The organism is Agrobacterium larrymoorei, assembly GCF_005145045.1.
GTDB classification, from domain to species: domain Bacteria; phylum Pseudomonadota; class Alphaproteobacteria; order Rhizobiales; family Rhizobiaceae; genus Agrobacterium; species Agrobacterium larrymoorei.
The window spans coordinates 640927-655673 of sequence record NZ_CP039691.1 but is presented as its reverse complement, the minus strand read 5'-3'; the positions used below and the strand labels follow the sequence as shown (position 1 = coordinate 655673).

12 protein-coding genes are annotated in these 14747 nt (G+C 59.4%); 6 read left to right on the top strand and 6 right to left on the bottom strand.

All coding sequences use genetic code 11. The features are described 5' to 3' along the window. Nucleotides 1–4: 4 nt before the first annotated feature. The 5 genes from glgA to CFBP5473_RS03000 all read left to right on the top strand — a co-directional run bounded on the left by glgA (nt 5) and on the right by CFBP5473_RS03000 (nt 7419). Nucleotides 5–1447: a glycogen synthase GlgA gene (gene glgA / locus CFBP5473_RS03020; protein WP_027675534.1), complete on the top strand. Its 1443-nt coding sequence runs from the start codon at nt 5–7 to the stop codon at nt 1445–1447. Then, nucleotides 1448–3079, top strand: a complete 1632-nt coding sequence (locus CFBP5473_RS03015; RefSeq protein WP_027675533.1) for an alpha-D-glucose phosphate-specific phosphoglucomutase — start codon at nt 1448–1450, stop codon at nt 3077–3079. It abuts the gene before it with no gap. 454 nt (nt 3080–3533) lie between these two features. After that, nucleotides 3534–5486 carry a glycogen debranching protein GlgX gene (gene glgX, locus CFBP5473_RS03010; RefSeq protein WP_027675532.1) on the top strand — a complete coding sequence of 651 codons (1953 nt, stop codon included), beginning with the start codon at nt 3534–3536 and terminating at the stop codon, nt 5484–5486. Nucleotides 5487–5566: 80 nt separating this feature from the next. Continuing rightward, nucleotides 5567–6028, top strand: coding sequence for a MaoC family dehydratase (locus CFBP5473_RS03005; RefSeq protein ID WP_037170987.1), 462 nt, complete (start codon nt 5567–5569; stop codon nt 6026–6028). A gap of 125 nt (nt 6029–6153) precedes the next feature. Further along, nucleotides 6154–7419: an APC family permease gene (locus CFBP5473_RS03000; protein WP_234881773.1), complete on the top strand. Its 1266-nt coding sequence runs from the start codon at nt 6154–6156 to the stop codon at nt 7417–7419. A gap of 113 nt (nt 7420–7532) precedes the next feature. Here CFBP5473_RS03000 and CFBP5473_RS02995 read toward each other — a convergent pair whose 3' ends face one another. From CFBP5473_RS02995 to CFBP5473_RS02970, 6 genes are all read right to left on the bottom strand, one after another. Then, on the bottom strand, nt 7533–8504 hold the full coding sequence (locus CFBP5473_RS02995; RefSeq protein WP_037170985.1) for a hypothetical protein: 972 nt from the start codon (nt 8502–8504) through the stop codon (nt 7533–7535). A 123-nt stretch (nt 8505–8627) separates the two neighbouring features. Beyond that, nucleotides 8628–9176: a sarcosine oxidase subunit gamma gene (locus tag CFBP5473_RS02990; RefSeq protein ID WP_027675529.1), complete on the bottom strand. Its 549-nt coding sequence runs from the start codon at nt 9174–9176 to the stop codon at nt 8628–8630. Next, complete coding sequence (locus tag CFBP5473_RS02985; protein ID WP_027675528.1) at nt 9169–12129, bottom strand: sarcosine oxidase subunit alpha; 2961 nt, start codon at nt 12127–12129, stop codon at nt 9169–9171. Before CFBP5473_RS02985 ends, CFBP5473_RS02990 begins: the two co-directional genes overlap by 8 nt. After that, nucleotides 12126–12440 (bottom strand): sarcosine oxidase subunit delta, encoded by a 315-nt coding sequence (locus CFBP5473_RS02980; protein WP_027675527.1) that lies wholly within the window; start codon nt 12438–12440, stop codon nt 12126–12128. The genes CFBP5473_RS02985 and CFBP5473_RS02980 overlap by 4 nt, the downstream gene beginning before the upstream one ends. 9 nt (nt 12441–12449) lie before the next feature. Continuing rightward, nucleotides 12450–12854, bottom strand: a complete 405-nt coding sequence (locus CFBP5473_RS02975) for a hypothetical protein (RefSeq protein ID WP_027675526.1) — start codon at nt 12852–12854, stop codon at nt 12450–12452. Further along, a complete protein-coding gene (locus tag CFBP5473_RS02970) occupies nt 12854–14107 on the bottom strand; it encodes a sarcosine oxidase subunit beta family protein (RefSeq protein WP_027675525.1) in 1254 nt (417 codons plus the stop codon). Before CFBP5473_RS02970 ends, CFBP5473_RS02975 begins: the two co-directional genes overlap by 1 nt. Before the next feature lie 306 nt (nt 14108–14413). On the opposite strand from CFBP5473_RS02970, the gene rpsU reads away from it, so the two are divergent. Then, nucleotides 14414–14641: a 30S ribosomal protein S21 gene (gene rpsU / locus CFBP5473_RS02965; protein ID WP_027675524.1), complete on the top strand. Its 228-nt coding sequence runs from the start codon at nt 14414–14416 to the stop codon at nt 14639–14641. The last annotated feature ends 106 nt before the right edge of the window (nt 14642–14747 follow it).

The following is a 14747-nucleotide window of genomic DNA, read 5'->3' as shown; positions in this document are numbered from 1 at the left end:
CCTCATGAAAGTTCTTTCGGTTGCGTCCGAAATCTATCCGCTGATCAAGACAGGGGGGCTCGCCGATGTTGCTGGCGCGCTTCCCATTGCGCTGAAAGCCTGTGGCGTGACTACGCGGACGCTGATCCCGGGCTACCCCGCGGTCAAATCCGCCGTGAAAGACATGAGCAAGATCGGGGAGTTTCCCGATCTTCTGGGAGAACATGCCGATCTTCTCGAAGGCCATCACGAGGGCCTGGACCTCCTGATCCTCGATGCGCCCGCTTTCTACGACCGCCCTGCCGGGCCTTATCTCGATTCGACGGCTAAGGATTTTCCCGACAACTGGAAACGCTATGCAGCGCTTTCGCTGGCCGCCGCAGAGATCGCTTCGGGCAAACTGCAAGGCTGGCAACCGGACCTGCTGCACGCCCATGACTGGCAGGCCGCCATGGCGCCGGTCTATATGCGCTATGCTGAAACACCGGAAATTCCGAGCCTGTTGACGATCCACAACATCGCCTTTCAAGGCCAGTTCGGCGCCAATATCTTCAGCGAGCTTCGCCTGCCCGCACATGCTTTTTCCACGGAAAGCATCGAATATTATAACGATGTCAGCTTTCTGAAGGGTGGATTGCAGACTGCAACCGCGCTCAGCACTGTCAGCCCTTCCTATGCCGAGGAAATTCTGACGCCGGAATTCGGCATGGGTCTGGATGGCGTCATCCGCAGCCGCGCTCATGCGCTGCATGGCATCGTCAATGGCATCGATGCGGATGTCTGGGATCCCGCGACCGACCATTTCATTCCGCACAATTATTCTGCGGCAAACCTCAAGCTGCGCGCCCTGAACAAGGCCGCCGTCGCCAGCCATTTCCGCATCGATCAGGATAGCGGGCCTCTCTTCTGCGTCATCTCGCGTCTTACGTGGCAAAAGGGCATCGACCTCATTGCCGAGGTGGTGGATGACATTGTTGAGATGGGCGCACGCCTCGTGGTGCTCGGTGCCGGTGAGATCGCGCTCGAGGGCGCGCTGCTTGCCGCAGCTTCGCGCCATCCGGGCCGCGTGGGCGTGGCCGTCGGTTACAACGAACCACTGTCGCATATGATGCAGGCGGGCTGCGATGCCATCATCATCCCGTCCCGTTTCGAGCCCTGCGGCCTGACACAGCTTTATGCGCTGCGCTATGGCTGCGTGCCGGTGGTTGCCCGCAATGGCGGCCTGAACGACACGGTTATCGACGCCAACCACGCCGCCGTTTCCGCCAAGACGGCAACAGGCGTGCAGTTTTCTTCCATTACGCCGGATGGATTGCGCCAGGCACTCCGCCGGACCATACGATATTACCGAGAACCGAAGCTGTGGATGCAGATGCAGAAACAGGGGATGAAATCGGATGTTTCCTGGGAAAAAAGCGCAGGCCTTTACGCCGCGCTTTACGCCCAACTTACGTCGAAAGGCCATTGAATGACGATCAAGACCGTCCATACCACGCCGTTTCAGGACCAGAAGCCGGGCACATCCGGCCTGCGAAAGAAGGTGCCGGTATTCGCGCAGGAAAACTACGCGGAAAACTTCATCCAGTCGATTTTCGACAGCCTGGAAGGCTTTGCTGGCCAGACGCTGGTGATCGGCGGCGATGGCCGTTACTATAACCGCGAGGTCATCCAGAAAGCCATCAAGATGGCGGCAGCGAGCGGCTTCGGCAAGGTTCTGGTCGGTCAGGGGGGCATTCTGTCCACGCCTGCAGCCTCCAATATCATCCGCAAATACAAGGCCTTCGGCGGTATCGTGCTGTCTGCCAGCCACAATCCCGGCGGCCCTAACGAAGATTTCGGCATCAAGTACAATATCGGCAATGGCGGCCCGGCACCGGAAAAGATCACCGACGCCATCTTTGCCCGCACCAAGTCTATCGAGACCTATCGCATCGCCGAGGCTTCCGATGTCGATCTGGACACGATCGGCGTAAGCGATGTCGAGGGCATGGCCGTTGAAGTCATCGACCCCGTGGCCGATTACGCCACGCTGATGGAAGAACTGTTCGATTTCGACGCCATCCGCAACCTCATCGCAGGCGGCTTCAAGGTCGTGGTCGACTCGATGAGTGCCGTCACCGGCCCTTACGCGGTGGAACTCATCGAAAAGCGCCTCGGCGCACCTGCGGGCTCGGTTCGTAACTCCGTGCCGCTGCCCGATTTCGGCGGCCACCATCCGGACCCGAACCTCGTTCATGCCAAGGAGATGTATGACGACGTGATGAGCCCGGAAGGCCCGGATTTCGGCGCTGCTTCCGATGGCGACGGCGACCGCAACATGGTGGTCGGCAAAGGCATGTTCGTCACCCCGTCGGACAGTCTCGCCATCATCGCGGCGAACGCCAAGCTTGCTCCCGGCTATGCGGCAGGCATTTCCGGCATCGCCCGCTCCATGCCGACGAGTGCGGCGGCGGACCGCGTGGCCGAAAAGCTCGGCATCGGCATATATGAAACGCCAACCGGCTGGAAGTTCTTCGGCAACCTGCTGGACGCTGGCAAGGTCACCGTCTGCGGCGAAGAAAGCTTCGGCACCGGCTCCAACCATGTGCGCGAAAAGGACGGCCTCTGGGCCGTGCTGTTCTGGCTGAACATCGTCGCTGCCCGCAAGGAAAGCGTGAAGGACATCGTGACCAAGCATTGGGCCGAATATGGCCGCAACTACTATTCCCGCCACGACTACGAGGAAGTGGACAGCGACGCAGCCAACACGCTGGTTACGACCCTGCGCGAAAAGCTGGCAACCCTGCCCGGCACCAGTTACGGCGCCCTGAAGGTGAAAGCCGCAGACGACTTTGCCTATAACGACCCGGTCGACCATTCGGTCAGCAAAAACCAGGGCATCCGCATCCTCTTCGAAGGCGGCTCCCGCATCGTCATCCGCCTCTCCGGCACCGGCACGGCAGGTGCAACGCTGCGTCTCTATGTGGAGCGTTACGAGGCGGATGCAGCGCGTCACAATATCGAAACGCAGGAAGCATTGTCGGACTTGATTGCGGCAGCGGATGCGATTGCCGGGATCAAAAAGCATACGGGTCGTGATGCCCCGACGGTGATTACGTAATGCTGTGAGGGTGCGGCGGGGTTACCTCTCCCCTTGTGGGAGAGGAAGAAAAATCATGATCTTAGCTTTAGCTAAGTCATAGATTTTTCAGGTGAGGGGTCCGCCGAGGGTGCGGCAAACCCCTCACTTGCGATTTCTAACACTTAAGCTGCGCTTAAGATGTTGAAATCGCTTTCTCTCCCACAGGGGGGAGAGATAAAACACAGCCGCACCCTCTCGCTCACGTCATCCTCGAGCTTGACCCGAGGATGCACACCGGGTCTACGAACTGTACGTCAAAGTACGGAGACCCAACTCGCACTTCCGTCATGCCGGACTTGATCCGGCATACAGCAGCGCCCCGTCGGCGGCGCGAGAGACTCTTTCGTGATCAAGGACTTGATCACACTGGACCCCGGCACAAGGCCGGGGCGACGGAGTAACACAATGTCAGCCTCCCAAAAGGGCCCAAGCCATGCCAAATGTTTCCCCCCAAGGCGCCACCCCAACGGATAACGGCACGGCATTTTCCGTCTACTCCCGCGACGCCTCGAAAATCGAGCTCTGCCTCTACGACCCCACCGGCAACACCGAAACCGCGCGCTTGCCCATGACCCGCGGCGATGACGACATTCACCGTCTCACCATCCCGCAAGCCCTAATCGGCACCCGCTACGGCTTTCGCGCCCACGGCGTCTACGCGCCCGACCATGGCCTGTGGTTCGATCCGTCAAAACTCCTGCTCGACCCCTACGCCACGCAGATCGACCGCCCCTTCGAAAACCATCCCGCCCTCTTCACCTTTGGTGAAGACACCGGCACGATCATGCCAAAGGCCATCGTCTCGGCCTACAGCCCGGTCAAACGTCAGCCGCCTCAATTCAAGCGCGGCGGCCTGATCTATGAAGTCGCGGTCAAGCCGTTTACCATGCTGCACCCGGATGTGCCGGACGCCATCAAAGGCACCGTCGCCGCCTTGGCGCACCCCGCCATCATCGCCCATTTCAAGAAAATCGGCGTCAGCGCCGTGGAACTGATGCCGATCACCGCATGGATTGATGAGCGTCATCTGCCGCCACTCGGCCTCACCAATGGCTGGGGCTACAACCCCGTCGGCTTCATGTCGCTGGACCCGCGTCTCTGCCCCGGTGGCATCGCCGAATTGCGGGACACGGTTGCTACGCTGCACGAAAACGGCATCAGCGTGATCCTGGATCTCGTTTTCAACCACACCGGCGAAAGCGATCGTTTCGGCTCGACACTATCCCTGCGCGGCCTCGATAATCTCACCTATTACCGCCACCTCCCCGATGACCCCGGCACGTTGGTCAACGACACCGGCACCGGCAACACACTGGCCTGCGATCACTCGCAGGTCCGTCAACTGGTGCAGGATACGCTGCGCCATTTCGTGGACCATGCGGGTGTGGATGGCTTCCGCTTCGACCTCGCCCCGATCCTCGGGCGCACGGCAGATGGTTTCGACAGCGCCAGCAAAACGCTGAGTGATATGCATAATGACCCGCTGCTGCACGACCGCGTGCTGATAGCAGAACCATGGGATATCGGCCCCGGCGGCTATCAGCTCGGCAACTTCCCGCCCAGTTTCCTCGAATGGAACGACCGCGCCCGCGACGATATTCGCCGCTACTGGCGCGGCGATGCCTCCACCACTGGCGCGCTGGCGGATGCGCTCGCCGGTTCCGCCCCCATCTTTTCGCAGCACAATCGCACCGAGACCCGCAGCATCAATTTCATCGCCGCGCATGATGGCTTCACGCTTTTCGATCTCGTCTCTCATGCGCACAAACACAATGACGCCAATGGCGAAGACAACCGCGATGGCCACAACGAGAACCACTCCTGGAACAATGGTTTCGAAGGCGCGACGGACGATCAAGCGGTCAATACCGCGCGCGTAGCAGATGTGAAGGCGCTGCTCTCCACCCTTTTCGTGTCACGCGGTACAATTATGCTGACGGCAGGCGATGAAGGCGGGCGCAGCCAGCGCGGCAACAACAATGCCTATGCGCAGGACAACGATATCACATGGCTGGATTGGAACGCTCTAAAGCCCGGACTGGTGGAGCACACAGCCTTTCTCAATGGCCTTCGCCAACGCTTCGATGTCTTCAGCGAAAGCCGGTTTTTCTCCGAAAATACCAGTGATGTCGAATGGCTAGCTCCCTCCGGCACGCCGATGAGCGTCGAGGACTGGCAGCGCCCGGAAGGTACGCCCTTCGCCATGGTTCTGAAGACGCTGGACACGAAAACGGATGAAATGGCGCAGCTTGCGGTTCTCTTCAACCGTACCCGAGACACTGCCACCTTCACTCTGCCAAGTGAAGGTTGGGAGGCGCTGGGCGTCGATTTCGGCAACCCCGCCCATGTGCCGCCGCGCTCCGTGGTCTTCTATCTTCGCAGTTGATTGCGCAGCCGCGCCCACACTATAACCGGCCAGAGATTTTCAGAGAAAGGTTTGCCGTGAAAGACGTATCGCTCGCCGAAATGAAGGGTTTTGTCGGCACGGAAATGGGCGTGTCCGACTGGATCACCGTTGATCAACCCATGATCGACGCCTTCGCCAAGGCGACGCTGGATGACCAGTTCATCCACACCGACCCTGAGCGCGCAAAGACGGAAAGCCCCTTCGGCGGCACCATAGCCCACGGTTTCCTCACGCTCTCGCTGCTCTCGGCCATGAACTACAGCGCGCTGCCGAAAATCCGCGAACAGACCATGGGCATCAATTACGGCTTCGACAAGGTGACCTTCGTTGCACCGGTCAAAAGCGGCGCCCGCATTCGCGGTCGCTTCACTCTTGCCGAAGCCCGCTTCCGTGGTGCGGCCATGCTGATGACGACCTATGACGTCAGCGTCGAAATCGAAAATGAAAAGAAACCGGCACTGACCGCCCGCTGGACGACGATTGCGCAATTCGACCCGAAAGATCGCCCGGAAGAAGCCTGAGACACTTACCTTACCAGATTACCGGACTGCTCACTGTTGTAGCCGCATATCTGCTTCTATCGAACGGGAACCTGCCATCCTCCTTCGCGTTAAAAGCTGCATAGCTTTTGGGGGAGATTATCGAGATGGCTCATAATGTTACGCAACCGGATGACGCAGGCGAGCAGGCAACCGAGCTCAAGCGTGTCATGGGGCCGGGATTGCTTCTGCTTTTTATCGTCGGAGATATTCTCGGCACCGGCATCTATGCGCTGACAGGACAGGTGGCGGCAGAGGTCGGCGGCGTTGTCTGGCTTCCCTTCCTGATCGCCTTCGGCGTCGCACTGCTCACCGCTTGCAGCTATCTCGAACTGGTCACCAAATATCCGAAGGCAGCAGGTGCGGCGCTTTATACGCACAAGGCCTTCGGCGTGCATTTCATCACGTTCCTTGTCGCCTTCACCGTCATGTCGTCGGGTGTCACCTCGGCCTCCACGGCGTCCCGCGCCTTTGCCGCCAACTTCACCACAGTTACGGGCTTTGATTTCGGAGCCTTCGGCGTCACCGGCGTTGCCATCGCCTTTATCGCGTTGATTGCCCTCATCAACTTTCGCGGCGTGGGCGAAAGCGTGAAGATGAATGTGGTGCTAACCGTAGTCGAGCTGAAAGGCCTGATGATCATCATCGGCATAGGCTTCTGGGCCATCGGCAATGGTCAGGGCGATGTTTCGCGTGTCTGGACCTTCGAGCCAGCAGGCGAACACGGCGTCATCTGGTCGGTCGTTGCGGCCACCACACTCGCCTTCTTCGCCATGGTCGGCTTCGAAGATTCGGTCAATATGGCCGAGGAATGCAAGCAGCCCGCGCGCATCTTCCCGAAGGTGCTGCTCGGCGGCCTCGTCATAACCGGCGTCATCTATGTCCTCGTCGCCATCTCCTCCATCACGCTTGTTTCCGCAGCCGATCTCGGCGAAGGCGAAACGCCGCTTCTGAAAGTGGTCGCTGCAGGCGCGCCGAACTTCCCCATCGGCATTTTCGGCGTCATCACCATGTTTGCCGTCGCCAATTCCGCCCTCATCAACATGATGATGGCAAGCCGCCTGATCTATGGCATGAGCCGCGATGGCGTGCTACCAACGGCACTTGGCAAGGTCCATTCGGGCCGCCGCACACCCTATGTCGCGATCATCTTCACCTCCCTGATCGCCATCGGCCTCATCGCCTTTGCAGGCGGCGTACCGGCACTGGGCGGCACCACGGCGCTGCTGCTGCTCGGCGTCTTCACCATCGTCAATGTCGCGGTGCTGGTTCTGCGCAAGGACAAGGTACCTCACAAACACTTCCGCACCCCCACCATCCTGCCCATCATCGGCGCCGCCAGCTGCTTCTTCCTTGTCGGCCCATGGACTTGACGCGATCCGGTGCAATATTCAATTGCAGGGGTGCTGCTGCTGATCGGTGTCCTGCTGTGGGCCGCGACGGTGGGCTTTATGAAGGCACAGGAGAAAGCGGCTTGAATTACCCCTCAGTTCGTCTTTCTCTCCCCCTGAACAGGCATCTCGTGTAGCGTTTTGACGATGCTATCAGTTGATGCTTCAGCAGCGCACATACCCGTTGCCGTTTCAGCGAAATCGACCATGTCATGAAACTCGGGACCGAGCGCTTTTTCTAGCGAAATAAACTCGACTGATATCCCTTGGTGCTTCAAGGCATCGATGTAACGCTGGTGAAGCGAAAACTTGACATTGTTATCCCGTGGATCGGCCAACACGAATACACGGCTACCGGCGTGATTTGGTTTAGTGCTGGTGGAGGCGATGGGGTCGAGCACGACAGGGTTAGTTGTGTCCGGGCTTTTATATGTAGCCAGATAATCTCTGAACGCGCCCGGAGCAGACGAGATAATTGCGCATTGGATATCGTCGCGATGATTGAGCAACTCCGCGACAAGCACCCCGCCGCCACTATGCCCGCCAAACGAAAATGTCTTGATTCCGAATTTTTTCTTCAATGCGTCGATGCCTGCGGCGACGATGTCTGCCTCTATCTGCCGTTCCCGCATCTTGTAATGTCGGCCCGCGCTGCCATAGCTTCCTGGGCGACCAAGAAAGATAAATGGCACTTGAAACCGCTTTGAAAGCTGTTGCTCCTGATCAATCATTTTTTCCACGCCGAGCCCTTTGAGGCGCTTGTTCGGCGGGCTTTCATGGCTTCCCATTATGTCACCGTGAAGCCAAAGTGCAGCGATGTCGTTATGACCTGCCTTTAGACCGGCAGCATAATATCGAAGACAGTAATTCACTCCGCCGGAACTTACTTCGATGGCGGTGTTTTGCTTTTCAAGAATAGAACACGCTTCGTCCGAGTAGGTAATACCCTTGGCGGCGGCCTCGGGATCGAACATCTCCCCGGAAGTGACGGATTGACTGAACGATTGGGACGCTCCCGCAGTCGCAAAAGCGGCTGCGATCATCCCACAAAGGATATGGCGAAACATAGGAGGCTCCTGGATTCGTTGCAGAGCGATAACCCAGCACCGAATCTTAAACCTTCCGTGAAAGCTTACCAGAGCCTTATCAAATTGGTTAAATTTGACGTTAATTTTTGGCTAAGCGATGGGCTACGCATCCCGCGCACCCTCATCCAGCAACCCGAACACATATTCCGCAAACGAGCGCCAGCATTCCACGCGGAACGTATCGTCCGCCACGCGCAGCAGAACTACTTCCGCCTTGCCGAGAAGCGTGCGGGAGCATGCGCCGACGGGGAAGGTTTCGAGGGATAGGTCCTGTGGGCAGCCGGCATTGATGGCGATGGCGGCGTTTGTGCCGGAGACGATGACTGCGGTGTTTCGATGAGAAATATCGGTGGCTGAGTAGAGGCCGGGGACGTTGGAAAGAGCGGCCATGAGGTCGCTTTCGCCCTGGTCAATCACCAGCCATTCATCCGGGCCGAGCCACAATGCGGAGCGCAGGCCGGAGGTTGCGGAGCTTTTCGGGCGCGTGGGAAGGGCGATGTCCAGCGCCTGCGACAGTGCTTCCGCCGCGTCCGGTCTGGCGCGCAGAGCAATGCGAAAGGCCGGGGCCGCCATCTTGATCGTGACACCAGCGGAGCCGCCCTGTGCGTCATCGAGGATCGTGGTACGGGTTGCGTGTACGAGATCAGCCATTGATGCGGACTCCTTGCCTGTCGAAGAACACCATGTCCGTTACCTCCACCGCAATGGTGCGGTCGGCAAGCGGAATGTAGAGCGTCTGGCCCATGCGCGCCCGCCCATCGGCCACCAAGCCGAAGGCAATCGCGCGACCGAGATTTTCGGACCAGTAGGCTGAGGTCACATGGCCGAGCATGGTCATGGGCTTCGGCGCGTTCGGATCGACAACGATCTGCCCGCCCTCCTCCGGCACCTCATGGGGATTCTTCGGTAGCAGCCCGACGAGCTGCTTGCGCCCCTCGCGCATCAGGTCCGGGCGCTTGAGCCCGCGAATACCGACGAAATCCGTCTTCTTCTTGGAAACCGCCCAGCCAAGGCCCGCATCGTCAGGCGTGACTGTCCCATCCGTGTCCTGACCGACGATGATGTAGCCCTTTTCGGCGCGAAGGATATGCATGGTCTCCGTGCCATAGAGGCAGCCGCCGACAGCCCCCGCGCGCTCAGCAATCGCCTTCCAGACGGCGGGGCCGAAATCGGCAGGCACGTTGACTTCGAAACCGAGTTCACCGGTAAAGGACACACGGAACAGGCGCGTCGGCACGCCGCAGATCTTGCCTTCGGCAACCGCCATATGCGGGAAGGCTTCCGGCGAAAGGTCGATGCCTTCCACCAGCGGCGCGATAACCTCGCGTGCCTTCGGTCCCTGCACGGCAATGACAGCCCATTGCTCGGTGGCCGAGGTCAGCCAGACATCGAGATCAGGGAATTCCGTCTGGAGATAGTCTTCCATGTGGTGCAGCACGCGCGGCGCACCGCCGGTTGTGGTCGTCACATGGAAGCGGTCTTCCGCCATGCGTCCCACCACGCCGTCATCATAAACGAAGCCGTCTTCGCGGGTCATGATGCCGTAGCGCGCGCGTCCCGGTTTCAGCGTATCCCAGGCATTGGTGTAGAGCAGGTTGAGGAACTTGGCCGCATCCGGTCCCACCACCTCGATCTTGCCGAGCGTGGAGGCATCGAACACGCCGACACTCTCGCGTACCGTCTTGCATTCACGATTGACGGCCTGATGCATGTCTTCGCCAGCGCGCGGATAGAACCATGCGCGCTTCCAGTTGCCGACATCCTCGAACACGGCACCGGCTTCTTCCTCCAGCGCGTGCATCGGCGTTTTGCGAGCGGGATCGAACAGTTTTCCGCGTGAGTGGCCGACCAGCGTTCCGAATGTAACGGGCGTATAAGGCGCACGGAATGTCGTCAGACCCACCTTCGGCAAATCACGGCCCAGCGCTTCGGAAGCGATGGCCAGACCGTGCATGTTGGACATCTTGCCCTGATCGGACGCCATGCCATTGGTGGTGAAGCGCTTGATATGCTCGATGGAATGCATGCCCTCGCGCACGGCAAGGCGGATATCCTTGGCGCAGACATCGTGCTGGAAATCGATGAAGGCCTTGACGCTATGCTCCGCGCCAGCGCCTTCTGCAGCACCAATCATGCCGCCGGTCCAGACATGCGCATTGCTGCCGGAGAACTCCGAAGCACCACCGCCTGCGGCAGCTGCCTCGGCAATCAGCGCGGAGAGGTCATCCGTGCCATTGCAGGCACCGATGGAAACGCCTTCCTGCGCATGGACATCCGGCAGAAAACGCTGGTTCTCCGTATCATATTTCAGCTTGCCGCGAGACTGCGAGAACAGATGTACCGATGGCGTCCAGCCAGCAGACACAATCAGCGCATCTACCTTGATCTTGCGCTTGGATGAACCGCCATTGCGCCCAACCGTCATGGAAGACACACGCAGGCGTCCCGACGTGTCGTAAACGCTGTGACCGGCCAGCACCTCTACGCCCAGCCCTCGCGCCTCGTCCAGAAGCTTGGCATCCGGGTTTTCACGGCAATCGATGATGGCGGCGATGGTCACACCCGCACGTTTCAGGTCGAACGCGGCTTCATAGGCGCTGTCATGCGCTGTATAGACACCGACATTGTGACCGACGGTCACGCCATGCTGGTTGAGAAAGCTGCGCGCTGCAGAGGCGAGCATGATACCGGGGCGGTCGTTATTGGCAAAGACCATGTGGCGCTCGATGGCACCCGTGGCCATCACCACCTTCTTCGCCCGCACCTGCCACAGGCGCTCACGCGGCTCATGGCTCTCAGGTGTGGCCAGATGATCGGTCACGCGCTCGGCAAGGCCGATGAAATTGTGGTTGTAGTAACCGAAGACGGTCGTGCGCGTCAGCACCTGAACATTCGGCATGGCTTTCAGTTCCGCAAACGCCTTCTGCGCCCAGTCGTAACCGTTCAGCCCATCGATCACCGTGCCGCTTTCAAAGCGAAGCGCACCGCCGACCACAGGGTTCTCATCCGCAAGAATGACCTTCGCACCGGCCTTCGCCGCAGCCAACGCCGCCGTCAGGCCTGCGACACCGGCACCGGCAATCAGCACGTCGCAATGGGCGAAACGGCTGGCATAATGGTCGGTATCGCCTTCATCGGGTGCACTGCCCAGACCCGCCGCGCGGCGGATGATCGGCTCATAAAGCTTGTGCCATGCCGCCTTCGGCCACATGAAGGTCTTGTAGTAGAAGCCTGCTGCAAAGAAGGGCGAGAAGAAATCATTGATCGCGCCGACATCGAAGGACAGCGACGGATAGCGGTTCTGCGAGGCGATGATGGCGCCATCGAACACTTCCTGCACCGTGGCGCGCACGTTAGGCTGGCGGCGGGCGGCATTGCGCGACACGTCGATCAGCGCATTCGGCTCTTCCGGCCCGGCGGACAGGAAACCACGCGGGCGGTGGTACTTGAACGAGCGTCCGACTAGATGCACGCCATTGGCCAGCAGCGCCGAGGCAACGGTGTCGCCCTGAAGTGCGGTGTAGCTCTTGCCATCGAAGCTGAAACGGGCGGTGCGCGCAGGCGTCAGGCGGCCAGCGCCCTTGATACGATAAGCGCCGCTCATCGGGCTGCTCCTTCGCTGGAAGGCAGGAGCGAGGCCGTATCCGGCTTCGGCTCGCCTGCCTTGTATGTCAGGTAAATCTTGTCGCTGACGGAATGGCGCGTAGCGTTGAAGAAGCGTCCGCAGCCATGAATATGCCGCCAGCGCTCGAACACCATGCCCTTGTCATTATCGCGCATGAAGAAATATTCCGCGAAGGCCTCGTCGGAAATCGCGGAGATGTTTTCCGGGCGCGCGATATGCGCTTCGCCAGCCCAGCGGAATTCCAGTTCAGAGCGCTCTTCTTCGCAATATGGACAACGGATCAGCAGCATGTTTTTCCCTCAAAGAGAGCTTTCCGGAACGATGGCTCCGGCAGGTTGGTCACACAGGCGCTTTCCCATGGTGATGTAGGGATAAAGTCTGCCCATCAATTCATCGATCGTCGTGAAGTCGCGAAAAATCCTGGCCTTGCCCATGTTGATGATCGACATCATCATTGGGTTGACGCTGAGGATGACCGGCTCCTCCTGCCCGCCATCCTCCTTCGTTCCGACGAAGTAAACCGCTTTGTCGCCGATCACCGGCGCGCAAAGCAGAATTCCCTCACTCGCTACAAACGGCCAGTTCACCTCGCCCTGAGCCTTGCGGATCGTTTGCATGCGAAAGTCTTTTTCCTCCAACACAAGCTTGTTGACCTGCGTTGGCGCAGTTGCAATGGCTGCGGCAAGAAGCGCAGCAGGCAGCATCAATGCGCCACCGCCGCAGCAGCCGCCTCATCGATCAGCCGCCCGGTGCGGAACCGCTCCAGCGTCAGCCCCGAGGCCAGACGATGCGGCTCGCCGCGTGCGATCAGATGCGCAAAGAGATGCGCCGACCCCGGCGTCGCCTTGAACCCGCCCGTACCCCAACCGCAATTGACGAAGAGGTTCGGCACCGGCGTCACGCTCTGGATGGCGGAACGGTCCGGCGTGTTGTCGGTAATGCCGCCCCATTGCCGCATCATCTTCACGCGGCGGAAGATCGGGAAGAGCTCGCAGATGGCGTCGAGCGTATGCGTGATGATCTGCAATCCGCCGGTCTGCGAATAGGAATTATACTGGTCGGTGCCGGCACCGATCACCAGCTCGCCCTTGTCGGATTGCGAGATATAGGCATGCACCGTGTTGGACATGACGACGCAAGGGAAGATCGGCTTCAGCGGCTCAGAAACCAGCGCCTGCAACGGGTTGGAGGCGAGCGGCACGCGCACATCCGCCATGTTCATGATGACGGAGGAATGACCGGCAGCAGACACGCCGATCTTCTTGGCTCCAATAAAGCCGCGATTGGTCTCGACACCCGTCACCGCGCCATCAGGCCCGCGACGGATGGCCGTCACTTCGCAGTTCTGGATGATGTGAACGCCGCGATCCGACGCCGCACGGGCATAACCCCAGGCCACCGCATCGTGACGCGCCGTGCCACCGCGCCGCTGAAGGGCGGCACCATTGATCGGGTAACGGGCACTGGCGGAAATATCGAGCGGCGGGCAGTAAGCCTTCGCCTGCTCCGGCGTCAGCCATTCATTGTCGATGCCGTAGAGGCGGTTGGCATTGATATGGCGCTTGAACGACTGCTGGTCATGCACATTGTGCGACAGCATCATCACGCCGCGCGCAGAATACATGGTGTTGTAATTGAGGTCCTGGCTCAAGCCTTCCCACAGCTTCAGGGAATGCTCGTAAATGTCCATGCTCTCTTCATAGAGATAGTTGGAGCGGATGATGGTGGTGTTGCGGCCCGTATTGCCGCCGCCGAGCCAACCCTTTTCCAGAACCGCGACATTGGTAATGCCATGTTCCTTCGCAAGGTAGTAAGCAGCGCCCAGCCCGTGCCCGCCGCCACCGATGATGATGACATCGTATTCCTTGCGCGGCTCGGGGGAAGCCCATTGAGCCTCCCACCCCTTGTGCCCCCGCATCGCCTCGCGGGCCACGGCAAAAACCGAAAATTTGCGCATTCGCAAACCACTCCTCACAACACCGGCTTCACTCTTCCGGCAGAAGCATACACATGGCAAATCAATAAGCAGCGCAGTGTTCATTTTGCGACGCCGCGACATGAATGTTTTGACATGGACCAGAAGATTCCTCCGTGCCACGGGTTTTTCACGGGCGGGCACAGTTAACATCTGGACTTGGCGCTGATGATCTGATATTGCACCACACCAATCGCGTGGCCGAAGGGTCAAACGAACGCTTTTTTGTTTGCTTGCGAATGCCTTCATTCACGGCAAAATAACCAAACCAAAGGAACGGGATTTAACGTGCAGGTACTAGTCCGCGACAATAACGTTGATCAGGCGCTTCGCGCTCTCAAGAAGAAGATGCAGCGCGAAGGCATTTTCCGCGAAATGAAGATGCGCGATTACTACGAAAAGCCTTCCCAGAAGCGCGCTCGCGAAAAGGCTGAAGCTGTTCGCCGCGTTCGCAAGCTGGCTCGCAAGCGCATGCAGCGCGAAGGCCTGATCGCGGCTCCTCGCGCAAGCCGCTAAAAGGACTGGCCGATAGGCCGTCTTTTCGACGTTTTTGAATGCTTATGGGGCGGGGGCGATTATTTCGCCGCCGCTCTTTGAGTTTGTGGTTCGACATTCGAGATTT